The sequence below is a fragment of the Pseudomonas sp. PWP3-1b2 genome, assembly GCF_049896045.1.
Classification (GTDB): Bacteria; Pseudomonadota; Gammaproteobacteria; order Pseudomonadales; family Pseudomonadaceae; genus Aquipseudomonas; species Aquipseudomonas antarctica_B.
In genome coordinates this window covers 44471-68781 of sequence record NZ_JAFCTN010000032.1, presented here as the reverse complement: position 1 = coordinate 68781, position 24311 = coordinate 44471, and the positions used below count along the sequence as shown (strand labels likewise).

Annotated in this window: 18 protein-coding genes; 5 read left to right on the top strand and 13 right to left on the bottom strand. The window is 60.6% G+C overall.

The features are described 5' to 3' along the window. Nucleotides 1-156 precede the first annotated feature (156 nt). Nucleotides 157-735 (top strand): Maf family protein, encoded by a 579-nt coding sequence (locus ACP7A2_RS19885; RefSeq protein WP_426135578.1) that lies wholly within the window; start codon nt 157-159, stop codon nt 733-735. A gap of 131 nt (nt 736-866) precedes the next feature. Here the strand turns inward: ACP7A2_RS19885 and ACP7A2_RS19880 are convergent, their stop codons facing one another. The 3 genes from ACP7A2_RS19880 to rluC are packed head-to-tail and all read right to left on the bottom strand — an operon-like array spanning nt 867 to nt 3480. Then, a complete protein-coding gene (locus ACP7A2_RS19880) occupies nt 867-1850 on the bottom strand; it encodes a S49 family peptidase (RefSeq protein WP_375068015.1) in 984 nt (327 codons plus the stop codon). Between the two features lie 24 nt (nt 1851-1874). Next, nucleotides 1875-2534: an HAD-IA family hydrolase gene (locus ACP7A2_RS19875; protein WP_426135577.1), complete on the bottom strand. Its 660-nt coding sequence runs from the start codon at nt 2532-2534 to the stop codon at nt 1875-1877. Then, nucleotides 2521-3480 carry a 23S rRNA pseudouridine(955/2504/2580) synthase RluC gene (gene rluC / locus ACP7A2_RS19870; RefSeq protein ID WP_056861649.1) on the bottom strand — a complete coding sequence of 320 codons (960 nt, stop codon included), beginning with the start codon at nt 3478-3480 and terminating at the stop codon, nt 2521-2523. Before rluC ends, ACP7A2_RS19875 begins: the two co-directional genes overlap by 14 nt. A gap of 768 nt (nt 3481-4248) precedes the next feature. On the opposite strand from rluC, the gene rne reads away from it, so the two are divergent. Further along, nucleotides 4249-7467 (top strand): ribonuclease E, encoded by a 3219-nt coding sequence (rne, locus tag ACP7A2_RS19865; RefSeq protein WP_426135575.1) that lies wholly within the window; start codon nt 4249-4251, stop codon nt 7465-7467. A gap of 117 nt (nt 7468-7584) precedes the next feature. On the opposite strand, the gene ACP7A2_RS19860 is transcribed toward rne, so the two are convergent. The 3 genes from ACP7A2_RS19860 to ACP7A2_RS19850 all read right to left on the bottom strand — a co-directional run bounded on the left by ACP7A2_RS19860 (nt 7585) and on the right by ACP7A2_RS19850 (nt 10736). Further along, nucleotides 7585-8175, bottom strand: coding sequence for a nucleotidyltransferase family protein (locus ACP7A2_RS19860; RefSeq protein ID WP_426135574.1), 591 nt, complete (start codon nt 8173-8175; stop codon nt 7585-7587). Next, nucleotides 8172-9158, bottom strand: coding sequence for an XdhC family protein (locus ACP7A2_RS19855; RefSeq protein ID WP_426135573.1), 987 nt, complete (start codon nt 9156-9158; stop codon nt 8172-8174). The genes ACP7A2_RS19860 and ACP7A2_RS19855 overlap by 4 nt, the downstream gene beginning before the upstream one ends. A 246-nt stretch (nt 9159-9404) precedes the next feature. Continuing rightward, complete coding sequence (locus ACP7A2_RS19850) at nt 9405-10736, bottom strand: dicarboxylate/amino acid:cation symporter (protein ID WP_426135572.1); 1332 nt, start codon at nt 10734-10736, stop codon at nt 9405-9407. Between the two features lie 339 nt (nt 10737-11075). On the opposite strand from ACP7A2_RS19850, the gene ACP7A2_RS19845 reads away from it, so the two are divergent. Continuing rightward, nucleotides 11076-12074, top strand: a complete 999-nt coding sequence (locus ACP7A2_RS19845) for an AraC family transcriptional regulator (RefSeq protein ID WP_426135571.1) — start codon at nt 11076-11078, stop codon at nt 12072-12074. A 122-nt stretch (nt 12075-12196) separates the two neighbouring features. Here the strand turns inward: ACP7A2_RS19845 and ACP7A2_RS19840 are convergent, their stop codons facing one another. From ACP7A2_RS19840 to ACP7A2_RS19830, 3 genes are read right to left on the bottom strand one after another with little or no spacing between them, the layout of a single operon-like run. Continuing rightward, on the bottom strand, nt 12197-13543 hold the full coding sequence (locus ACP7A2_RS19840) for an ATP-binding protein (RefSeq protein WP_426135570.1): 1347 nt from the start codon (nt 13541-13543) through the stop codon (nt 12197-12199). Beyond that, a complete protein-coding gene (locus ACP7A2_RS19835; RefSeq protein WP_016973689.1) occupies nt 13540-14217 on the bottom strand; it encodes a response regulator transcription factor in 678 nt (225 codons plus the stop codon). Before ACP7A2_RS19835 ends, ACP7A2_RS19840 begins: the two co-directional genes overlap by 4 nt. Before the next feature lie 18 nt (nt 14218-14235). Next, nucleotides 14236-14544 (bottom strand): hypothetical protein, encoded by a 309-nt coding sequence (locus ACP7A2_RS19830; protein ID WP_426135569.1) that lies wholly within the window; start codon nt 14542-14544, stop codon nt 14236-14238. A gap of 137 nt (nt 14545-14681) precedes the next feature. Between ACP7A2_RS19830 and ACP7A2_RS19825 the strand changes: the two genes are divergently transcribed. After that, nucleotides 14682-15398: a 4'-phosphopantetheinyl transferase family protein gene (locus ACP7A2_RS19825; protein WP_426135568.1), complete on the top strand. Its 717-nt coding sequence runs from the start codon at nt 14682-14684 to the stop codon at nt 15396-15398. Nucleotides 15399-15487: 89 nt separating this feature from the next. On the opposite strand, the gene ACP7A2_RS19820 is transcribed toward ACP7A2_RS19825, so the two are convergent. Together ACP7A2_RS19820 and ACP7A2_RS19815 are read right to left on the bottom strand one after the other, a co-directional pair. Next, on the bottom strand, nt 15488-17098 hold the full coding sequence (locus ACP7A2_RS19820) for an ATP-binding protein (RefSeq protein ID WP_426135567.1): 1611 nt from the start codon (nt 17096-17098) through the stop codon (nt 15488-15490). Further along, nucleotides 17095-17820, bottom strand: a complete 726-nt coding sequence (locus ACP7A2_RS19815) for a response regulator (protein ID WP_348057238.1) — start codon at nt 17818-17820, stop codon at nt 17095-17097. The genes ACP7A2_RS19820 and ACP7A2_RS19815 overlap by 4 nt, the downstream gene beginning before the upstream one ends. Nucleotides 17821-18670: 850 nt before the next feature. Between ACP7A2_RS19815 and ACP7A2_RS19810 the strand changes: the two genes are divergently transcribed. Further along, nucleotides 18671-21568 carry a ribonucleoside-diphosphate reductase subunit alpha gene (locus ACP7A2_RS19810; protein ID WP_375068027.1) on the top strand — a complete coding sequence of 966 codons (2898 nt, stop codon included), beginning with the start codon at nt 18671-18673 and terminating at the stop codon, nt 21566-21568. 150 nt (nt 21569-21718) lie between these two features. On the opposite strand, the gene ACP7A2_RS19805 is transcribed toward ACP7A2_RS19810, so the two are convergent. Then, nucleotides 21719-22891: a hypothetical protein gene (locus ACP7A2_RS19805; RefSeq protein WP_426135566.1), complete on the bottom strand. Its 1173-nt coding sequence runs from the start codon at nt 22889-22891 to the stop codon at nt 21719-21721. Nucleotides 22892-22981: 90 nt separating this feature from the next. Then, nucleotides 22982-24292: a flagellar hook protein FlgE gene (flgE, locus tag ACP7A2_RS19800; RefSeq protein WP_426135565.1), complete on the bottom strand. Its 1311-nt coding sequence runs from the start codon at nt 24290-24292 to the stop codon at nt 22982-22984. Nucleotides 24293-24311: the final 19 nt, after the last annotated feature.

Below are 24311 nucleotides of genomic sequence, written 5' to 3'. Positions count from 1 at the left end.
ATCAGCCAATTTGCGCGGGTCAACGTGAGGTGGAATCGGGTCATTCAACATAGGCGCAGCATTATAGGGATGCACCCGGCCATGTCAAAGGAAATTCAGCCCTGTGCGTCAGCGGGTCACCCCGTTAGAATCCGCGACTGCCTTGAGGAGACGCCCATGCTGCCTTTATTACTCGCATCCAGCTCGGTTTATCGCCGGGAATTGCTGAGCCGCCTGCACTTACCGTTCATCTGCAGCTCGCCGGATATCGACGAAAGCCCGCTCGAAAATGAATCCGCGACTGAGCTGGTCAAGCGACTGGCTGAACAAAAAGCGCGTGCGCTTGCTGGCAGCCACCCGGGCCATTTGATCATCGGCTCCGATCAAGTGGCGGCGCTTGAGGGACGCATCATCGGCAAACCTCACACGTTTGAAAACGCCCGTGAGCAATTGCTGGCCGCCAGCGGCAAGCGCGTGAGCTTCCTGACCGGCCTGGCACTGCTTAATAGCGAAACGGGGCATTGTCAGGTGGACTGCGTGCCTTTTACCGTACAGATGCGCGTGCTGGACGCCGAGCGCATTGAGCGTTATCTGCGGGTGGAGCAACCCTACGACTGTGCAGGCAGCTTCAAGGCTGAAGGTTTGGGCGTGAGTTTGTTTCAGAGCACGGAAGGGCCGGATGCGACCAGCCTGATTGGCCTGCCGCTGATTCGGCTGGTGGATATGCTGCTGTTTGAAGGCGTGCAAATCCCCTAAGCACGACAAAAAACCAACTGTGGGAGCTGGCTTGCCTGCGATAGCGGTGGATCAGCCGATATGGATGTCGACGGGCCCACCGCTATCGCGGGCAAGCCCGCTCCCACATTTGCATCGATGCGCCTGCTGGATCAGCGCAAACTTGGACCCTGGAAACCCATGTAAAGCGCCAGTTTCTCGGCCACGCTGGCGCCGAGCTTCTTGGAGAAGCGATCAAACGGCGATTCCTCTACCGTAAAATCCACCAACTCTTTCTCGCCAACAACATCCCGCGCCACCGAGCTGGCACTGCCCAGGCCGTCGATCAAGCCCAGCGGCAACGCTTGCTCGCCCGACCACACCAACCCGGAGAACAGCTCCGGATGGTCTTTATCCTTCAGTCGATCGCCACGGCCCTGCTTGACGCTGGCAATGAACTGGCGATGGGTGGTGTCGAGCACGCCCTGCCAGAACTGGGTTTCATCGGCCTTCTGCGGCTGGAACGGATCGAGGAATGACTTGTGCTCGCCCGAGGTGTAGGTGCGACGTTCCACCCCCAGTTTCTCCATGGTGCCGACGAAGCCATAACCGGCTGCCGTCACACCGATGGAGCCGACCAGGCTGGCCTTGTCGGCATAGATCTGGTCAGCAGCGCTGGCGATGTAATAGGCACCCGAGGCACCCAGGTCGGAAATCACGGCGTACAGCTTGGTGTCCGGATGCAGCGCGCGCAGACGGCGAATTTCGTCATACACATAACCCGACTGCACAGGGCTGCCGCCCGGGCTGTTGATACGCAGGATCACGGCCTTGACCTTGGGGTCGTCAAACGCAGCGCGCAGGCTGGTGACGATGTTGTCGGCGCTGGCGGATTCCTTGTCGGCAATCACTCCGCGCACGTCAATCAAGGCGGTGTAGTGGCTACCGCGCGTGGCGCTTTTTTCCATGTCCATCAGCGGGCTGAACAACGCCAGCATGCCGAGCAGGTACACGAAGGTCAGCAGCTTGAAGAAAATCCCCCAACGCCGCGAACGACGCTGTTCCTGCACGCTGGCCAGAAGCGTCTTCTCTAACAGCTTCCAGCTTTTGTCATCACTGCTCTGGGCCTTTTCAGGCGCTTTCCACTCGTCACTCATGCCATTCACCCCAGCAAAGACTTATTAAGCCCGGCTTAGCCAGGCCTGCAATTCGGAAAAATGATCAATCGTCAGCCGGGGCTCGTATTGTTGCAAGGCCTCGGCCGCCTGCGCGCCGTAGCTGACCGCCACGCTGTCCATGCCAGCATTGCGCGCCATCATCAGATCGAAGGAGGCGTCCCCCACCATCAACGCCTGATGCGGGGATACGCCGCAATGAGCGAGAATCTGTTCGAGCATCAGAGGGTGAGGTTTGCTGGCGGTTTCATCCGCGGCGCGGGTGATATCGAAATAGTTTTCAAAGCCGTGAGCCTTGAGTACTCGGTCCAGCCCGCGACGGGCCTTGCCGGTGGCCACTGCGAGGTGATAACCCTCGGCACGGAAGACTTCCAGGGACTCCCTCACGCCGCCGAACAGCGGCGAAGGCTCGGCCTCAAGGGCAATGTAGTGATCGGCATAGTGTTGCCGAAACGCTATCAGTTGCTCGTCGTCGATGTGCGGGTACAAGGTGCGGATCGCCTCAGGCAAGCCCAAGCCGATAATACCCTTGACCGCCAGGTCGCTGCACAAGGCAAAGCCCGAACGGGTCGACGCCGCGTGCATCGACTCGACAATCCGGCCAATGGAGTCTGCCAGCGTGCCGTCCCAATCAAAAATCAGCAGCTTGTAATCAAGGCGCGACACTCAAACGCTCCACGGTTTTGGCCCACATTTCGTCGACTGGCGCTTGCAACTTCAGCTCACCGCCATCCGGCAATGGCACGGTCAGCATGTAAGCGTGCAGAAACAGACGTTTGCCGCCCAGGTCGCGAATTTCCCTGGAGAAGTCCTCGTCACCGTACTTGGTGTCACCGGCGATGCAGTGGCCTGCATGCAGGGTGTGCACGCGAATCTGGTGGGTACGGCCGGTGACGGGCTTGGCCTCGACCATCGTCGCGAAGTCGCCAAAACGGCGCAGCACCTTGAACAGGGTCAGGGCTTCTTTGCCCTCCTCGTCCACTTCGACCATACGCTCGCCGGACCGCAGGTTGCTCTTCTGCAATGGCGCACGCACGCTCTTGATCGAGCTGGCCCAGTTGCCGCGCACCAGCGCCATGTAGCGCTTGTCTACGCCATCGCCGCGCAGGGCGGTGTGCAGGTGGCGCAACATGCTGCGTTTCTTGGCGATCATCAGCAGGCCTGACGTGTCGCGGTCCAGGCGATGGACCAACTCCAGTTCCTTGGCGTCCGGACGCAACTGACGAAAGGCTTCAATCACGCCGAATGTCAGGCCGCTGCCGCCGTGAACCGCGATGCCGCAAGGCTTGTTGATCACGATGAGCTTGTTGTCTTCAAAGACAATCGACGCTTCAAGGCGCTGCAGCAGACCTTGCGCCAGTGGCACAGGCTCGTCACGCTCAGGCACGCGCACCGGCGGCACACGGACGATGTCGCCCGCCTGCAGCTTGTACTCGGGCTTGATCCGACCCTTGTTCACGCGCACTTCACCTTTACGCAAGATGCGGTAAATCAAGGTCTTGGGCACGCCTTTGAGCCTGGCCAGGAGAAAATTGTCGATGCGTTGGCCGGCATATTCCGGCGAGACCTCGAGCAGCTGGACGCTGGGGGTCTGGGGGGCGGTAGTGGTCATGGCGGCGATGATAACAATTTTTTATGGAATTGAAGCACTTAATCATTGCTGCTATAGTCGCGAACGCCGCCAAAAGCGGCCTGGACAGAGGACTTGCGGCAAACTGCCGGCCCTGACCATCGCAATTCATCAGGACGCGAGGCCGTCCTACGGGGCTTTCGCCACCCTGGAAGGCTCAAGATTGTAACAAGCGCAGGTGACATGAGGCCTGAAGCGAGTGCAGAAAGCAGAGTGAATACTCGCGTTCTGCGCCGATATTTACGGCCAGTTCACAAAGTGCAGTCAGTCTTGAACCAGACCACAGCGAATGCTTCGGGAACAACGCCTGTTAAGAGCTGAGTGAGAGCGCAATCGCCCTCACCCAGTCTTGTTTAGCCATGAGCGTGAACTCCCCATTGGAGTACACGGTAAATGCCAACCCGCTGCGGATTCTGCGCGCGGCAGCACCCGAATTATCAGGGATACGTGTAGGGTGGAGATGCACAACCGTCGGACCGTGTAGCACTAGGCTTATATTTAGACGCTTCATCTCGTCCACAGTCGCCGGTTGATTCCTCCTCCTGACCTTAGCTTTTGTTGAAGTGGTGCCTTTGTCACCACCGCTAACAAGCAGGACGCGTCCGTCGCGATACCGGCCCAATTGGCGGGTATTTGCTGGACACTGGAGTGGCCAACCACTCTTGACGCACCTGACACCGACCGTGAGAAGTCGTGTGTGCCGAACGCCGTTTCCGGCAGCCCGGAAACCGACGGTACAACATGAAAAGAATGCTGATTAACGCAACTCAACCCGAAGAGTTGCGTGTTGCACTGGTAGATGGCCAACGCCTCTACGACCTGGACATCGAATCCGGTGCACGCGAGCAAAAGAAGGCCAACATCTATAAAGGCCGTATTACTCGCATCGAACCAAGCCTTGAGGCTGCCTTTGTCGATTTCGGCTCCGAGCGCCACGGCTTCCTGCCCCTCAAAGAAATCTCCCGCGAATACTTCAAGAAAGCCCCTGAAGGCCGCGTGAACATCAAGGACGTCCTGAGCGAAGGCCAGGAAGTCATCGTTCAGGTGGAAAAAGAAGAACGTGGCAACAAGGGCGCAGCCCTCACCACCTTCATCAGCCTGGCTGGCCGTTACCTGGTCCTGATGCCGAACAACCCGCGTGCCGGCGGCATTTCCCGTCGCATCGAAGGCGAGGAGCGCAATGAACTGCGCGAAGCGCTGAACGGCCTGATCGCACCTGCCGACATGGGCCTGATCGTTCGCACTGCCGGCCTGGGCCGCAGCAGCGAAGAAATGCAGTGGGACCTCGACTACCTGCTGCAACTGTGGACCGCTATTAAAGAAGCGTCCCTGGATCGTTCCGCGCCGTTCCTGATCTACCAGGAAAGCAACGTGATCATCCGCGCCATCCGCGATTACCTGCGTCAGGACATCGGCGAAGTGTTGATCGACAGCGTTGAAGCCCAGGACGAAGCCCTGACCTTCATCCGCCAGGTGATGCCGCAGTACGCCAGCAAGATCAAGCTGTACGAAGACAGCGTTCCGCTGTTCAACCGTTTCCAGATCGAAAGCCAGATCGAGACCGCCTTCCAGCGCGTCGTTGAACTGCCTTCCGGCGGCTCCATTGTGATTGACCCGACCGAGGCCCTGGTGTCCATCGACATCAACTCGGCGCGCGCCACCAAAGGCAGCGACATCGAAGAAACCGCCCTGCAGACCAACCTGGAAGCGGCTGAAGAAATCGCCCGCCAACTGCGTCTGCGTGATATCGGCGGCCTGATCGTGATCGACTTCATCGACATGACCCCAGCCAAGAACCAGCGCGCCGTGGAAGAGAAAGTCCGCGAATGCCTGGAAGCGGACCGTGCCCGCGTACAAGTCGGCCGCATTTCGCGCTTCGGCTTGCTGGAAATGTCCCGTCAGCGCCTGCGTCCATCCCTGGGCGAAAGCAGTGGCATCGTGTGCCCGCGTTGCAACGGCACCGGCATCATCCGTGACGTTGAATCGCTGTCCCTGGCGATCCTGCGCCTGATCGAAGAAGAAGCCCTGAAAGACCGCACCGCCGAAGTCCGCGCGCAAGTGCCGATTCCGGTTGCAGCCTTCCTGCTCAACGAAAAACGCAACTCGATCACCAAGATCGAACTGCGCACCCGCGCCCGTATCGTCATCCTGCCGAACGATCACCTCGAGACGCCGCACTTTGAAGTGCAGCGCCTGCGTGATGACAGCCCGGAAGCGCACAGTGGCCAATCCAGCTATGAAATCGCTGCTGCCGCCGCCGAAGTGGAAGAAGTTCAGCCGGCCGCCGCGACCCGCACCCTGGTTCGCCAGGAAGCTGCCGTGAAAACTGCACCGGCGCGTGCCAACGCCCCGGTACCGGTTGAAGTTGCCGCTCCGGTTGCCGCACCTGCCGCCGCATTGCCTGAACCAAGCCTGTTCAAAGGCCTGGTGAAGTCGCTGGTCAGCCTGTTCGCCACCAAAGAAGAGCCTGTTGCTCCGGTCGTGGTTGAAAAACCTGCTGCCGAGCGCCCGGCGCGTAACGAAGAGCGTCGCAACGGTCGTCAGCAAAGCCGCAACCGTAACGGTCGCCGTGACGAAGAGCGCAAGCCTCGCGAAGAACGTGCACCGCGTGAAGAACGCGCACCACGTGAAGAGCGTGCCCCTCGCGAAGCCCGTGAGGAAACCCCGGTTGTAGCCCGTGAAGAACGTGCACCCCGCGAAGAGCGCGCACCTCGCACGCCGCGCGCTCCACGTGAAGACCGCAAGCCACGCGGTGAGCGCGAAGAGCGCGTGCGTGAACTGCGTGAGCCTCTGGACGCCGTGCCAGCCGTTGCTGCTGAAGCCTCTACCGAAGAACGCCCGGCCCGCCAGCCGCGTGAAGAGCGCGCCCCACGTGAAGAGCGCCAGCCGCGCCCACCGCGTGAAGAGCGTCAACCACGCGCCGAGCAAGCTGCAGCGGCCAGCGAAGAAGAGGAAGAAGTACTGACCGGCGAAGAGCAACAGGAAGATGGCCAGGACAACGCCGAAGGCGATCGTCCACGCCGCCGCTCCCGTGGCCAGCGTCGTCGCAGCAACCGTCGTGAGCGTCAGCGTGATGCCAACGGCAATGTGATCGAAGGCTCGGAAGAAGCCGGCGAACACGCTGAAGGCGAAACCCAGGAACCGACGGGCGCCGAACTGGCTGCCGGCCTGGCTGTGACTGCCGCTGTTGCCAGCTCGGTGATCAGCGCACCTGCTGAAGCCCAGGCTCACCAGAACGCCGAACGTGCTACTGCCGCCCTCGAAGAAACCGCTGCTGTAGAAGCGCCCGCCGCTGAAGCACCAGCTGTTGAAACGCCGACGTTTGAAGCACCAGCGTTTGAAGCGCCAGCTGTTGAAGCACCGGTTGTTGAAGCCACTACCCCGATCGAAGCCCCAGTGGTTCCGGAAGTGGAAGTCGCACCGGTTCGTGAAGTACCGCCGCAAGCCGAAGCCATTGCCGTCGAGCCTGCCCCGGTGGTTGAGCCTCAGCCAGTGGTTGAAGCGGTTGTAGAAGCACCGGCCGTCGAAGCAGCGCCAGAAGTGCGTGAAGTGCGTGAAGTTCGCGAAGAACAGACTGCCTTCCAATGGACTGCCGAGCCAGCCGCTCCGGTTGAAGCGCCAGCGCCTGCCCCAGCGGTAGAAGAAGCACCAGCGCCGGTTGCTGAAACAGTGGTTGCCGAGCCAGCGCCAGTCGTTGCGCCTCAGCCAGTCGTTGAAGCGCCAGCCGCTGCCGAAGTCACCGCGCCGGTGGTTGAAGCTGCGCCTGCCAGCGCTCTGACCGAGAATGGCCGTGCGCCGAACGACCCACGTGAAGTGCGTCGCCGTCGCAAGGAAGCTGAAGCCGCCGCTGCAGCAGCTGCTGCCGCTCCGGCCGTCGCTGAAACCGCCGAGGCGCCAGCCCCGGTTGTTGACGCGGTGGTTGAGCACAAGGCCCATGAAGAAGAACACGAGCCTAAACCTTTCGTGTAATTCCATGAGCCACTAAAAAGCCCCGCCTGAGTGATCAGGCGGGGCTTTTTTATGCGATTTAGAGTGATTGATTTATCCAGATGTACCACATCCGAATGTGGGAGCTGGCTTGCACATTTACTGCGGTATGAAATTCAACCGTGAAGGCACGTCGATATCCCAAAGCACGCCGCGGTCATCAACCCGCACTTCACTCACAACGGAACGTGCAAACAACGGCCTGGCCCCGCGATCACCAACCAACGCCATCAACCCCGCACCGCACGCACGAGCAAACGCCACCGGGTGCCCGTATTCACCGGCACATACCGGCACGCTGATGCCACCCTCCTCCAGCGCGTCGATCACGCGATCAATGCTCGAAGACTGAATAAACGGCATGTCCCCCAGCACCACCAACCAACCGTGCGCCGCTTCACTGGCCGCGACCGCCGCCGCAATGCTGTCACCCATACCCGCCGAGCTGAGCAGCAGCACTTCGCAGCCATACGCTTTGGCCAATCGAATCACTTCAAGCCGATCCGGCGAGGTCACCAACAGGCGCGCAACCACCTGTTCAGGCAAATTCACCAGCACCTGCTCAATCACCGGTCGTGTCACACCATCCAGGCCTAAGCACGGCGCCAGCAATTTGTCCTGATCAGCGCCGGCCTCCGCCCGAAAGCGACTGCCCTGCCCGGCTGCCAGCACAATCGCCGTGAGTGTCACTGCGCCACCACCGGCAACGGTTTTTTCTGCATCGGCGCCACGCCGTTCTTGATTGCGACAATTTCCGCCATCAGCGACAAGGCAATTTCCGCCGGGGTATGGCTGCCGATATGCAAGCCAATCGGCCCATGCAACCGCGCAATTGCTTGCGCCGACAAGCCCAGCTGCGCCAAGTCCTCCCGGCGCTTCTGGCTATTGACCCGCGAACCGAGGGCGCCAATGTAGAACGCCGAGGAATTCAACGCCGTCAGCAGCGCCATATCGTCCAGGCGCGGATCGTGGGTCAGGCACACAATGGCTGTACGCTCGTCCGTCTGGATATTCAGCACCGCCTCATCCGGCATACCCGGTACAAAGCGGCCTTGCTGTGCCTCCCAGCCATAGACGAACTCTTCGCGCGGATCACAGATCAACACTTCGAAATCCAGCAGGCGCGCCATTTCCGCTACATAGCGCGACAGCTGCCCGGCGCCGATCAGCAGCAGGCGCCAGCGTGGGCCGTAGATAGCCCGCAGGTGCTCGCCGTCAAAGGTCACCGTATCGGTTTTGCTCGCACTGCTGAGGGTCACTGCGCCAGTGGCCAGGTTCAGCTCCCGCGCGACGATCTGATGATCCTCACAGCGTGCCAGCAGTTGCTCGACCCACGCCCAGTCGTCCACGCGCTCTTCGGTGAGGCGCAACGTCCCGCCGCACGGCAGGCCAAAGCGTGCGGCTTCATCGCGGGTGACGCCGTAGGTCACCAGTTGCACCGCCGGCCCATCCTCGGGCAGGCGGCCATCCTGCAGGCGAGCGATCAAGTCATCCTCGATGCAACCGCCCGATACCGAGCCAATCACCACCCCATCGCCGCGCAAGGCCAACATCGCCCCCGGCGGGCGCGGGGCGCTGCCCCAGGTCTGCACCACGCTGTACAACACCACGCGTTGACCGGCGCGGCGCCACTCGAGCACGCTGCGCAGGACATTCAGATCCACACTGTCCATCAAGACTCCTGCAAGCGTTGCAGCGGAAATACCCGCCAGGCTAATGGGTTTTAGAGCGAGCAGTGCGGTGCGAGTTTCATCCGCATAGCCCGGCTCAAACGATCCGTTAGCGGCGCTATCAAAAAGCATGAAGCAGCCGCACACTGTAAATCAAAAAAAACACAAAGTGACCCGCCAGAAACACAAACGCCCCGAACAGGTCGGGGCGTTTGCAAGGCTTTCGGTGTCGTTTACACCGTCGGCATTTTACTTGACGGCTGGAGCAGGGCCTTCGGCCACGCCCAGGTCATCTTCCGGACGGGTGTCGGAGATACCGGTACCGCCAGACGCCAGTTCGCTTTGCAGCTTGTCGGTGTCCAGTTCGTTGACCCACTTGGCCACAACGATGGTGGCAACAGCGTTGCCCACCAGGTTGGTCAGCGCGCGGGCTTCGGACATGAAGCGGTCGATACCCAGGATCAGCGCCAGGCCGGCAACCGGCAGGTGGCCGACGGCCGACAGAGTAGCCGCGAGCACGATGAAGCCCGAACCGGTCACGCCGGCAGCGCCTTTGGAGGACAGCAGCAGCACCAGCAGCAGGGTGATCTGGTGGGTGATGTCCATGTGGGTGTCGGTCGCCTGAGCGATGAACACTGCAGCCATGGTCAGGTAGATCGAGGTACCGTCGAGGTTGAAGGAGTAGCCGGTAGGAATCACCAGGCCCACTACGGATTTCTTCGCGCCCAGACGCTCCATCTTGATCAGCATGCGTGGCAGTGCGGATTCGGAGGAGGAAGTACCCAGTACGATCAACAGTTCTTCACGGATGTAGCGAACCAGCTTCAGCACGCTGAAACCGTGCGCGCGGCAGATGGCGCCCAGCACCACGACCACGAACAGGATGCAGGTGATGTAGAAGCAGATCATCAACTGGCCGAGCTGCACCAGGGAACCTACACCGTAGGCGCCGATGGTGAACGCCATGGCGCCGAAAGCACCGATCGGCGCGAGCTTCATGATCATGTTGATGATGTTGAACATCACGTGAGCGAAGCGATCGATGAAGTCCAGCACCGGCTTGCCGTAGGCACCCAGGCGATGCAGGGCGAAACCGAAGATCACCGAGAACATCAGGACTTGCAGGATATCGCCGGTGGCGAAGGCGCCAACGATGGTGTTCGGGATGACGTTCAGCAGGAAGCCAACGATGCTCTGGTCTGCACCGGCAGTCACGTAGGCAGCGACTTTGGAAGCATCCAGGGTAGCCACGTCGATGTGCATGCCGGCGCCCGGTTGCACAACGTTAACCACGATCAGGCCGATCAGCAGGGCGATGGTGGAAACAACTTCGAAGTACAGCAGCGCGTAGCCACCGGTTTTGCCGACCGATTTCATGCTTTGCATGCCAGCGATGCCGCTGACAACGGTGCAGAAGATGATCGGGGCGATGACCATTTTGATCAGCTTGATAAAGCCGTCACCCAGTGGCTTGAGGGCCACGCCGGTCTGCGGGTAGAAGTGACCGAGCAAAATACCGATAACGATTGCAACGATCACCTGGAAATACAGGGATTTGTACAGTGGCTGACGAGTCGTCATTGCAAAGTTCCTCAATCGTCCCGTGGGGCAAAGATCCGCCATTGCCCACGACACTTGAATTGCGAACCCTCCTGCACTGGAGGGATTTGTTGTTTGCGAGATCCGTGTAATCTGGCCTGCGCTGTAGTCTTTATCGCAAACGCCGTGCCACTTCCCTGAAAAACCCTAAAGGCCTTTAGACATCAGCCCTTAGGGCTCACGGGCGCCCAGCAACGCGCCGAATGAGGTGGCGGAATTCCGCCGACTCACCCGATCCCGTCCTACAATTTGGCGGATATCCGCCTTGTTGCACCTCCAGGTGATGGCTAACATCCGCCACTCCATGGACGAGGCCCTCACATGCGTGAACGCACCATCGCCAGCCACTACGCCCGAGCTGCCCTCGGCGGTGCTCGGCGGGCGGGCCATGACTATTCGGCCCTGTTACTCCAGCTGGGCATTACCCCGCAATTACTGACCGAACCGCGCGCCCGCATCGCCCCGGAACAATTTACCCGGCTGTTGCAAACGTTGTGGCTGGCGCTGGATGACGAGTACCTGGGGTTTGCCGAAGGCCCGAGCAAACGCGGCACCTTCGCCATGATGTGCCACGCGCTGATCCACTGCCGCACCCTGGAGAAGGCTCTGGAGCGCGGCTTATTATTTTATAGCCTATTCCCGCAGGGTCCGCGCTGGCAGCTGACAAGAGAAGGCGAAATGGCCCGCCTGAGCCTGGACGATTCGCAACTGCGGGACCCGGATCACTTCCTCAGCGAATGCCTGTTGGTCATCTGGCATCGCCTGGGCAGTTGGTTGATCGGCCAGCGTATTCGCCTGCACCAGGCCACCTTCAGCTACGCGATGCCGGAGCATGCGAGCGAATATGACCTGCTGTTCCCCTGCCCTCAGGCATTCGGTGCACCAACCAGCAGCCTGGTGTTTCCCGCGCGCTACCTGAGCCTGCCGCTGCAGCAGGACGAGCGGACCCTCAAGCACTTTCTGGAACGCTCACCTGCTGATTTGCTGTCGCGGCCGGATGAAGGCGACAGCCTGAGCAGCCAATTGCGTCGCCTGCTCAGCCGCGACCGCACGCCCTGGCCCGACCTGGAAACGGTTGCGCAGCACCTGCACATCAGCCCGCAAACCCTGCGTCGGCACTTGCGCGAGGAAGGCACCAGCTTTCAGTCGCTCAAGGATGAGTTGCGGCGAGATATCGCCATCTATCATTTGGGGCGGGCGGATTTGTCGTTGCAGGAGATTGCCGAGCAGTTGGGGTTTTCCGAACCGTCGGCGTTTCACCGGGCGTTCAAGAAGTGGACGGGGCTGACGCCGGGAGCGTATCGGGCGCAGGAGCGTTAGAGCCGGGTTGCCTGGGCGGGCATCATCGCGGGCAAGCCCGGCTCCCAACGTTGATCGGGTTTACACACATCAACCTGTGGGAGCTGGCTTGCCTGCGATGAGGCCAGAACCAGCAATAGAGATCAAACCGCCGGAAAATGAATCTTGAACGCCGCCCCGCCCAACGGTGAATCACCCAGGGTCAGGCGCGCGCTGTAGCTTTCGATAATGTCCTTGACCACCGCCAGCCCGATCCCCTGCCCCGGATGCTGACGGTCCAGCCGCTCGCCCCGTTGCAGAATCCGCGCACGCTGGTCGGGCGGCACACCGGGGCCGTCGTCTTCAATGCACAACTCGGTGCCTTCAAGGTTTTCCATCAGGCTGATGCGCACTTCGCTCAGGCACAGGCGATAGGCGTTTTCCAGCAGGTTACCAAGCATTTCCAGCAAGGCGCCTTTCTCGATGGGCAGATCGCAGTCCGGCGGCAAGTCGAACGTCACCGTGACGCGCTTATCGCGATACACCTTGTCCAGCGTGTCGCACAGGCTCTGCAACACCGGCTCCAAACGCACCTGATGGCGCACCAGGCCGCTTTTACGCAGGCTCGCGCGCTGCAACTGATAGCCGATCTGCTGGCTCATGCGCTCGATCTGCGATTGCAACACCCAGGCCTGACCGCGATCTTCCGGGCGCTGAGCCATGTCTTCGCTCACGCCCTGCAACACCGCCAGTGGAGTTTTCAGGCTGTGGGCCAGGTCGTCGAGGGAGTCGCGGTAGCGCGCCCGTTGCTCGCGCTCGCTGTGCAGCAAACGGTTAAGCGAACCCGTGAGGCGCAACAGTTCGCGCGGATGCTCCTCGGAAAGGCTTTCGCGGGTGCCGCCTTCAATCTGGTCAAGCTCCTGGCTCAGGCGCCGCAGGGCTTGCAGGCCCCAGGTCAGGCCCAGCCAGAGCAGGGTCAGCAAGACGAGCAAGGCTGCGCCGAAGCCCAAATAGAGGTTTTCCTGCAGGCCTTCGAGGGTCAGCTGGTATTCACGCACCGGTTGCAGGGCAACGATGCTGAACGCCGCGCTCTTGCCGCCGAGCAACTTGACCTCGACGTCATACACGAAGAATTCCTGGCCGCTGGCCTCGCGGATGCGCGCAAATTCGTTGCCGCGCCCGTCATAGCGCGGTTTGTAGTTGATGTTTTCTTCCTGGGTCGCCCGCGAACGCCACACCAGATGACCTTCGCGGTCGTAGATATAGCCGAGCAACCGGCTATCGGTGAGGTTGAAACGCTCATCCGGCAATTGCGCAGGCATCAGCAGGCGGTTGTTCTCAACCCGAGCGGCGGAAATCAGTGTGGTGACGTCCGATGCCAGGCGCTGCTCGATGGAGTCCTGCAGCGCCAGGCTGAACGCGCCTTGCATGGCGGGCAACAAGCCCAGCATAAACAGCACGGCCAGGGTGGTGGCCGCGAGCATCAAGCGCACACGTAACGAGCGAATCAACGGCAGCGCTCATTGAACAGGTAACCCAGGCCGCGCACGGTGTCGATCGGTTTGAACCCGGCCGGGCCTTCGAGCTTGCGACGCAGACGCCCGACCAGCACTTCGATGACATTCGGATCTCGCTCGTCGTCATCGGGGTAGAGCTGTTCCATCAAGCGATCCTTGGCGACCACTTGCTGATGGTGACGCATCAGGTATTCGAGAATCCGGTACTCGTAGGCGGTCAATGCCAGCGGTTGCTCGTCCAGGGACGCCTGCTTGCGATTGAGGTCCAGCAGCAGAGGCCCGGCGACGATGGTCGACTGGGTAAACCCGCTGGAACGACGCAGCAAGGCGTTCATGCGCGCTTCCAGCTCTTCGAACTGGAACGGCTTGACCACATAGTCATCGGCGCCGGCGGCCAGGCCTTCAACCTTGTCCTGCCAGTTGCCGCGCGCGGTGAGGATCAGGATCGGAAAGGTCTTGGCCTGAGTGCGCAGTTGGCGAATCAGGTCCAGACCGCCCATGCCGGGCAGGCCCAGGTCGATGATCGCCAGGTCATGGTTGAATTGGCCGGTCTGGTACAGGGCTTCTTCGGCATTGGCCACGGCTTCGACCACGTGCCCGCTGTCTGTCAGGCGGGTCAGCAGGTGATGACGCAACAGCGCCTCATCTTCAACCACCAGCAATTTCATAAGGCTCTCCAAGGCAATTCAACTGTCCGACTGGGGGATATCATAGCGGCCCTGCAGGTCTTGCGGGCGCAGTTTAATGCCATTGTAGTGGCCCGTCAGGTGTTCGTAGCCGCTACGGTAGGTCGGTTGCGGGGCAGTGAACCCCAACAACTGGCCCCACGGTGCGGCCCTGCCAGTGACGTCTTCGAAGCTGACACGCTGGATCAGGGTGCTGGATTTCTTGGTTTTCTCGCCGCCAAATCCCGCAAATGCGCCGTCGGACGCTTGAACGCCAGCCGTGGCGCCCAGCATGGTTAACGCCAACATCAGCTTTTTGATCGCAGTCATGGTGCTTGCCTCTACACGTTTTGGCTGTAGGGCCAGACTACGCAGGCGCCCCTGAACTCCCCCTGAACAGGCTCTGAACCGTGCCTGAACCGATGCGGGCTATCCACTGGCGCGCCAACTGACGCAAAATACCGCGCATGACGCCCCTACCCGCTTGCTGCACCCCACTCGATGCCCATTGGCCGCTGCCCGAACCCATGCCGGGCACGGTGTTTCTGAGTACGCGCTTTGACCCCACCTTGTTGAGCGCGGGTGATTTCCAGCGCAGCGCCGTGCCGCCACCGGCCAGCATCCAGCGTTCGGTGGCCAAGCGTCAGGCCGAGTTTTTGGCCGGTCGCCTGTGTGCGCGCGCGGCGCTGCAACAGCTTGATCATCTGGATTGCGTGCCGGCGATTGGCGAAGACCGTGCACCGGTGTGGCCTGGGCACATCAGTGGCTCCATCACCCATAGCACCGGGCACGCGGCGGCGATTGTCGGGCACAAGGCGCAATGGCGCGGGCTGGGGATGGACCTGGAGAACGTGCTGACACTGGAGCGGGCGGAGCGTTTGGCGGGCGAAATCTTGACGGCAGATGAACTGCAGCGCATGGCGTCAGTGCCGCGCGAGCAGATCGCTTTGTTGGTGACGCTGACGTTTTCGGTAAAGGAAAGTCTGTTCAAGGCGCTGTATCCGATTGTGCTCAAGCGCTTCTACTTTGAGCATGCCGAGGTGGTGGAATGGTCCGAGTCGGGGCGCGTGCGGCTGCGCTTGCTGACGGATTTGTCTGCCGAGTGGTGTTATGGCAGGGAACTGGAGGGGCAGTTTGCGGTGGATGGGGAGCAGTTGTTGAGCCTGGTGGCTGTCGGCGCTTGATCTACCGCCATCGCAGGCAAGCCAGCTCCCACAGTTTGAATGTGCACACCCGATCACATGTGGGAGCTGGCTTGCCTGCGATGGCGGTTTCAGGGTTTATCCTGATCCCTGGGCCAACTGAGGCTAAAGCATGCGCCGCCGAGGTTATTGCTCTTGCCGATCAATGCCCGCCCGCCGTGCCAGTAGATAATCCGCCGCACAATCGACAGCCCCAGCCCATGCCCGCCCGAGGCGCGTGTACGGCTGTCGTCCAGACGCAGAAACGGCGTAAAAATCCGCTCCCACGCGCTTTCCGGCACTCCCGGCCCGTCGTCTTCCACATCAATACGGCAACGCACCTGGCCCACCTGATAGCTGATCAACACCTGGCCGTGGGCATGGCGCATGGCATTGCTCACCAGATTTTGCAGGGCGCGGTGCAGGTAGCGCGGTTCAGCATCCACCCAGGCATCATCCCAGTGCACCGATGACAGGCAAATACCCCGCGTGACCGTCACCTGCGGGCGCAATGGCGACAATTCGCCGATCACCTGATCAAGCAGCGCGCTGAGGTCCACACGCTGGAAATTCAGCTCCGGCGCGCCCTGCTCAAGGCGCGCGTAGGTGAGCATTTCATCCACCAGCCCGTCGAGGTCCTGGATATCGCTGTCCATGCCTTCCAGGTATTTACGCCGAGCCTGGGGCGTGGCGGCGTCGCCGACCATCTCCAGGCCGAACCGCAGGCGCGCCACCGGGGTGCGCAGTTCGTGGGACACCGCGCGCACCAGTTCGCGCTGGATCGCCAACAACTGCTGCAAGTGCTCGGCCATACCGTTAAAGGCTGCCGCCAGACGCCCTATGGAGTCAGCGCCACGGGCCGGCACGCGCACTTCCAGGTTGCCTTGGGCGATGCGCGTGGCCGCCGCTTCCAGGCCTTTGAGGCGCCGCTCAAGTTGACGCACCAATAAATAGACGATCAAGCCGATCAGGGTCAGGCTGATCAACGCAATCAGAATCAGCCACTGCGGCGGGTATGGGTTCATTTGGTACAGCGGGCCGATTTCCAGGACCCACGGCGTGCCGACCATGCCGGCAAACACGCGGATCGAATCGCCGCCCTTGCCCAGGGCCATCACCGTATCGCCTTCCGATACGCGACGGCGCTGGTCTTCATCCATGTCCGCCTGATCCAGGGTCATCAGGTGCATATCAAACCCAAAACCCTTGGCTTCCTTTATGTCAGCCAGCCGCTGCGGCTGCTCGGCCACCGGGAAACGCACCAGTTCATCGGCCAGCAGGTAAATCGTCGCGCGGGCCAGTTGCTCGCTGATCTGCTGCACTTCACCGGTCAGTACCAACGGTTCCTTGTCGCTGACCAGGCGCAACACGCGGGCGGCGTGAGGCCCGGTCTGTTCCACCAGCACCTGGCCGCGTTGCAGGCGATTGCGTTGGCCGAGGTCCAGTTGGGCATCGGTCAGCGTGCGCAATTCCAGTGGAATGCCCAGCAAGCGCTCCCACACCGCCAGGGCGCGCTGGCGTTCGATGGCGCTCATCGGCTGCAGGTTGTCGCCCATCAGCGCGAAGGTGCCGTGGGCCAGGCGTTCACGGTATTGGCCGCTGCGCACTTCATTGAGCAGGTGCAGGGCCAGCACGCCCAGCAGCGCCACCAGTATCAGCGCCGCGCACATGCCGCCGTAGATGCGCAGGAATATAGAGTTCACAGCGGCATGTCGGCGCAGGCTTCGGGGACGAACAGGTAGCCTTTGCTGCGAATGGTCTTGATCAGGCGAGGATGGATCGGATCGTCGCCGATTTTCGGGCGAATGCGCGAGATGCGTACGTCGATCGAGCGGTCCTGGCCGTCGTACCCAAAACCGCGCAGGGCGATGAAGATTTCTTCGCGAGACAGAATGCGCCCGGCGTTGGCGACCAGCAGCCACAACAGGTCGAATTCGGCGCTGGTCAGTTCAATGCTGCCCTCGTGCAGCCAGGCTTCGCGCAAGGCGTTGTCCACCACCAATGGCCCGAATTGCAGGCGGCGCTGGTTCTCCACCGTCGCAGGTTCGGCCGGTTCGCTGCGCCGCAGCAGGGCCTGAATGCGCGCCAGCAGCAAGCGCGGGCGCACGGGTTTGCACACGTAGTCGTCGGCGCCCATGTCCAGGCCCAACACCTGGTCCATGTCGTCGGTTCGCGCGGTGAGCATGAGGATCACGCCGTCGTAGCGTTCGCGCACCTTGCGGCAGATGCTCAAGCCGTCTTCGCCGGGCAGCATGAGGTCGAGGATCACCAGGTCCGGCTGCTCGGCGATGATGCGCGCCGCCGCCAGGGCGCCGTCGCTTTCCACCGACACCCGCAGGCCGTTGCTTTCCAGGTAATCACGGGTCAACTCGGCCAATCGCTCGTCGTCCTCGACGATCAATATTTGCCAGGCTTCTTGCTCCACGGGTGGTCCTCGTTGTTATTAGAAAATCTTCAGGACTTCTATATTTCAACTGTGGGAGCGGGCTTGCCCGCGATGGCGGTGGGTCAGTTAACAGATGAACTGGCTGATCCACCGCCTTCGCGAGCAAGCCCGCTCCCACATTTTTGATCTTCAGCCGCCATACCCTGTTTGTCATGTTTTGAGGGCATATAAGAGGTCGATTGTAGCCATGCGCCAGCCCTCTGGCACAAGCCTGGAAATCGATTCGGTGATCGCGTTTTTTTGTGGTAGGGTTCGCGCCCTCAAAATTCCAACCAGCGGTTTTAAACTTGGAATATCTGGTGACAAACGGCGTAACCCAGCAGCACTGCGGCCTACACGGGCGTTCCACGTTTCATACACATTTTACCCACAGCGTTATCCACAGGTAGTGCGTTGCTAAGCCCCCCAAAACGCATTATCTTGTACCTCGGCGCTAAAAAAACCCTACATGTAGGGTTTTGAGCGAAAAGACCCAACACATTTCAGACAAGAAACTCAAGCCATTTCTTGCGCCTGTTCGGTCTAATCCCAGCATTTTTTGAAAGCCCAAACCGCTCAAGCGGATGGCAACCGTTTTCCAGCCCAAAGGCGCAAAACGGTACGGGTGTTGCAGTGCTTGTATCAGGTAACTGTCACCCATCAGGAATACGGCGAAGGGCATTTTTGCCCCCACACCGAAGACTTCGGCATGGAAGCGGCGCGATGAGCTCCCTTCCTCCTGTCCCGAAGTTGTTATGCCAGGCCCCAGGCCTGCTGTAAGTGCTTCAGGACGGAACGGTGGGCACCGTGATGGTGCCCAAATAAATATAGAATGTGGAGACAACCCCCCATGCAAACCGACACAACTCGCGAGAACCCGCAGGGCTCCGTGCCGCAGGCCGCTGATTCGAACCTGGATCTGTCCGCCACCGCACCTGGCCAATTGCGCGTGATCAAGCGTAACGGCACTGTCGTTCCTTACACCGACGACAAAATCACCGTCGCTATCACCAAAGCGTTTCTTGCAGTTGAAGGCGGCACCGCTGCTGCCTCGTCGCGCATCCACGACACCGTTGCCCGCCTGACCGAACAAGTCTCCGCGACTTTCAAGCGTCGCATGCCTTCGGGCGGCACCATCCACATCGAAGAAATCCAGGACCAGGTTGAACTGGCCCTGATGCGTGCCGGCGAGCAGAAAGTGGCCCGCGACTACGTGATCTACCGCGACTCGCGCGCCAAGGAACGTGCCGTGCGCGCCCCGGCCGACGAAGCCGCCGTTCAAGCTCACCCGTCGATCCGCATCACCCTGGCCGACGGTACGTTTGCACCGCTGGACCTGGGCCGCCTGAACACCATCATCACCGAGGCCTGCGAAGGCCTGGAAGAAGTCGATGGTGACCTGATCCAGCGCGAAACCCTGAAGAACCTGTACGACGGCGTGGCCCTGACCGACGTCAACACCGCCCTGGTGATGACCGCCCGTACTCTGGTTGAACGTGAGCCGAACTACTCGTTCGTGACCGCGCGCCTGCTGATGGACACCCTGCGTGCCGAAGGCCTGGGCTTCCTGGGCGTCGCCGACAGCGCGACCCACCACGAAATGGCTGACCTGTACGCCAAGGCCCTGCCGGCCTACATCGCCAAGGGTATCGAATTCGAATTGCTGAACCCGATCCTGGCCACCTTTGACCTGGAAAAACTCGGCAAGGCGATCAACCACGAGCGCGACCAGCAGTTCACTTACCTGGGCCTGCAAACCCTGTACGACCGTTACTTCATCCACAAGGACGGTATCCGCTTCGAACTGCCGCAAGTGTTCTTCATGCGCGTGGCCATGGGCCTGGCGATTGAAGAGAAGCACAAGGAAGACCGTGCGATCGAGTTCTACAACCTGTTGTCGTCCTTCGACTACATGTCGTCGACCCCGACCCTGTTCAACGCCGGCACCCTGCGTCCACAGCTGTCGAGCTGCTACCTGACTACCGTTCCGGATGACCTGTCGGGCATCTACCACGCGATTCACGACAACGCCATGTTGTCCAAATTTGCCGGCGGCCTGGGTAACGACTGGACCCCGGTGCGCGCACTGGGTTCGTACATCAAAGGCACCAACGGCAAGTCGCAAGGCGTTGTTCCGTTCCTGAAAGTGGTGAACGACACCGCTGTAGCCGTTAACCAGGGTGGCAAGCGCAAAGGCGCTGTGTGTGCCTACCTGGAAACCTGGCACATGGACATCGAAGAGTTCATCGAGCTGCGCAAGAACACCGGTGATGACCGTCGTCGTACCCACGACATGAACACCGCCAACTGGATCCCTGACCTGTTCATGAAGCGCGTCTTCGATGACGGCCAGTGGACCCTGTTCTCGCCTTCCGAAGTGCCGGACCTGCACGACCTGACCGGCAAGGCCTTCGAAGAGCGTTACGAGTACTACGAAGCGCTGTCTCAGTACCCGGGCAAGATCAAGCTGTTCAAGACCATCCAGGCCAAAGACCTGTGGCGCAAAATGCTCTCCATGCTGTTTGAAACCGGCCACCCATGGCTGACCTTCAAAGACCCGTGCAACCTGCGCAGCCCGCAGCAGCACGTGGGCGTGGTCCACAGCTCGAACCTGTGCACCGAGATCACCTTGAACACCAACAAGGACGAAATCGCCGTTTGCAACCTGGGCTCGATCAACCTGCCGAACCACATCGTCAACGGCAAGCTGGACACCGCCAAGCTGGAACGCACCGTGAACACCGCCGTGCGCATGCTCGATAACGTGATCGACATCAACTACTACTCGGTGCCACAGGCGCAGAACTCCAACTTCAAGCACCGCCCGGTTGGCCTGGGCATCATGGGCTTCCAGGACGCTTTGTACCTGCAGCACATTCCGTACGGTTCGGATGCTGCGGTCGAGTTCGCCGACAAGTCGATGGAAGCGGTCAGCTACTACGCTATCCAGGCTTCCTGCGACCTGGCCGACGAGCGCGGCGCCTACGAGACGTTCCAGGGTTCGCTGTGGTCCAAAGGCATCCTGCCGCTGGATTCGCAACAGATCCTGATCGAGCAACGTGGCCAGAAGTACATCGACGTTGACCTGAACGAATCCCTGGACTGGGCGCCGGTACGTGCCCGTGTGCAGAAAGGCATTCGTAACTCCAACATCATGGCCATCGCACCGACCGCCACCATCGCCAACATTACCGGCGTGTCGCAGTCGATCGAACCGACCTATCAGAACCTGTATGTGAAATCGAACCTGTCGGGCGAATTCACCGTAATCAACCCGTACCTGGTTCGCGACCTGAAAGCCCGCGGCCTGTGGGACTCGGTCATGATCAACGACCTGAAGTACTACGACGGTTCCGTGCAGCAGATCGAACGCATCCCGCAAGAACTCAAAGAGCTCTACGCAACGGCCTTCGAAGTGGATACCAAGTGGATCGTTGACGCCGCCAGCCGTCGTCAGAAGTGGATCGACCAGGCCCAGTCGCTGAACCTCTACATCGCCGGCGCTTCGGGCAAGAAGCTCGACGTGACCTACCGCATGGCGTGGTACCGTGGCCTGAAAACCACTTACTACCTCCGTGCCCTGGCTGCGACCAGCACCGAGAAATCGACCATCAACACCGGCAAGCTGAACGCTGTTTCCAGCGGCGGCAACCATGGTGATGATTCGGTTCTCGCAGCACCTGCCGGCCCGGCCCCAGTGCCAAAGGCTTGCGCGATTGACGAGCCGGATTGCGAAGCTTGCCAATAAGCTGAGCCGGTCCCGGGCTTGAACGCCCGTAATTAAAAACCCGATTAACCCTGGATGCAGTTGGGTTTATCGGGTTTTTTGTTTGGCGGCGCACTGTCACACAGGTTTGCCTGGAAGAACGCGAATGCGCACCCCAGGCCTACTCAGCGATCAAACCAGGGCAAATGCGTTAGCGTTACCCGGTGGTTGCCCCCCGCGTTTACCCCACACCTCCTCACGACCGTTAATCACTGCCAGGGAATGACCGACGAACTTTCCGTCCGGGGTTCTGATGCCGTGGGTGACAACACCGATCTGCCCCGCCGCCAACGCCGCTGCGCTGGAATGTCGAATGTGGTCGCGCAGGCCCAGGCGCATCAGGCCCTCTTGACCGTCCTCACCGTCATTGAGGCTGTGTAACGCCGCGGCAAAACTTCTGCCGGCATACCCGTCGTTGTTTTCCATTTGCGCACGCTTGGCACTTGCAGCAAACAGGAAGTTGGCATCGGTCATCATGGCCGCGTCATTCCCCTTGAAGCGAGCCTGCTCCGCCGCCTGCTTCAATTCGCCCTTGTTCAGGTGGAGTTGGAACCCGTCCCGCATCTGCACGGTATAACCATCGCCCGTGGCTCGTACGTCCCTGAAAATATCCGTAGGTTTTTGGCCAAATTTCATCATGGCCGCTTTTATCGCTGACACAGTGACGCAATTGCCGTCCGGGCCCTGCTGGAAGCCGCTCCAGATATTGCCGGCCTCGTTGCCGGTGCCCGGTTTCTTACCGGGCTCACTTTTGTCTGGCTTGTAATCAAAGTAGCCAGCCCCCTGGGTGAGCGCCTTATGACTCATGTCTTGCCTGCTCGGCTGGGGGCGGCGGTGTACATGATGACCAGGACGACCGCCACCCGGCGGGCCAGGCAGAGTCGGCGCCGGGTTATCGGCGTCCGGGAACAACGCCTTCATGAACTGACTGACAAACTTCTGAAACTGGATGTAGGCGTCCAGCGTTTCAATCAGCGTGTTCAGGACGTTCTTGAATGAGCCGTCACCGAGTTTCTGCCGGTGTTCATTCAGTTGGTTGCGCAAATTCTGAGCTGTTTGGGTCTTGGACGTTTGCGATGCCTCAAAGAGCTGATTAAGCAGTTGCTTGACCGCCGCAACATCAGCACCGGGCGCGGCAGGGGCCGGCTCCATTCGCCCAGCGTGCGGCGCAAAATGTGCGTGCCTGTTGCCCAGCCCTGAAACCCCTGAATTCGACATGTTCAGCCCTCCCCATTGATTGGTGAGCCACGGTGGCTCTGACACGTTCAGTGGTGAAGCGGCTGTAGGCAGTTCCATACCGCGCATGTCAGCTCGCGACAGTGCGCAACGCGGGTACTTTTCCCGCAGGCAAAAAAAACCCCTCATGCGAGGGGCTTCTTGTAGAGCAACGAACCATCACGTCATCTGAATGATGGTCTGCATGATGGTGCTCTGGGTGGAGATGGTCTTGGCGTTCGCCTGGTAGTTGCTCTGGGCCTTTATCAGGTCTACCAGCTCATTGGTCAGGTTGACGTTGGAGTTCTCCAGGGAGTTGGACACGATCGACCCCAGCGTACCGGCTTGCGGGGCGTCATAACCCGGCTGGCCCGACGCGAAGGTTTCCTTCCAGGCCGTGCCGCCCGCAGGCTGCAGGCCTTGCTCGTTGTTGAAGCTGGCCAGGGAGATCTGACCGATGGCCTTGCTCTGCTGGTTGCTGAAAGTAGCGAACAGCACGCCGTTGCCATCGATGTTCAGGCCGGTGATCTGGCCGGTGGCATAACCGTCGGTGACAGGCGGATTGCGGTAGGTGGCCGAGTTGTACTGGGTGATGTTAGCCATGTTGATCGCGATACCGGCCGGGTTGGCCGTCGCGCCGTTCGGCTTCCATACGCCATCGGTCACGGTGCCTGGGGTCCAGTCGGCAATGGTCAGCGTGGTGCTGGACGTGCCGCCGGTGATGATCCCAGTGAGTTTGCCGGCGCCGTCAAAGCTCAAGGTCGACGCCACTGGCGGCGTGGAGCCGGTGCCTGTAGAGGCTGTACCGTCAGGGTTACGGCCATCAATCTGGGTGTAGGATTTCCAGGTATTGGAATCGGTTTTTACCAGGTACTGCACCATCGGGTGGGCGTTACCCTGGCTGTCGTACAAGGTGGTGTTGTATTGGGTGGTGAAGGTGGTGGAGTCGGTTGGATTAAACGGCTTGGCTGTCTGATCGATTACCGGCGACGACGAGTTCAGGTTACTGGTGGAATCCACTTTGGTGGACGCCTTGGGCGGCAGGTTCGACAGGTTCAGTTGCAGGTCGGTCAACTGGCCCTTGACGATATTACCGTCAGCATCCGCGCCATAGCCTTGCAGGCGCGAGGTGCCCGTGTTGTTGGTGATGTAGCCGTCCTTGTCCGAACGGAACGCACCGCTGCGGGTGTACTCCAGCGAACCGTCACTGCCCTTCTGTACGAAGAAACCGCCGCCCTGGATCGCCAGGTCCAGGATACCGCCGGTGTTGTTGACGTCACCCTGGGTGAACTGCTGGGACACTGCCGCCAGGTTCACACCGCTGCCGACACTGTTCTGGCCGGTGCCGAGCCTGGACGCCGCGTAGATGTCCGAGAACTCCGCACGGGACGACTTGAAACCCGTGGTCGCAACGTTGGCAATGTTGTTGCCGGTCACGTCCAGTTGTTTGTTGGCCGCATAGAGGCCGCTAAGGCCGATGTTAAAAGACATGTTTCTCTCCTTCTGCCGT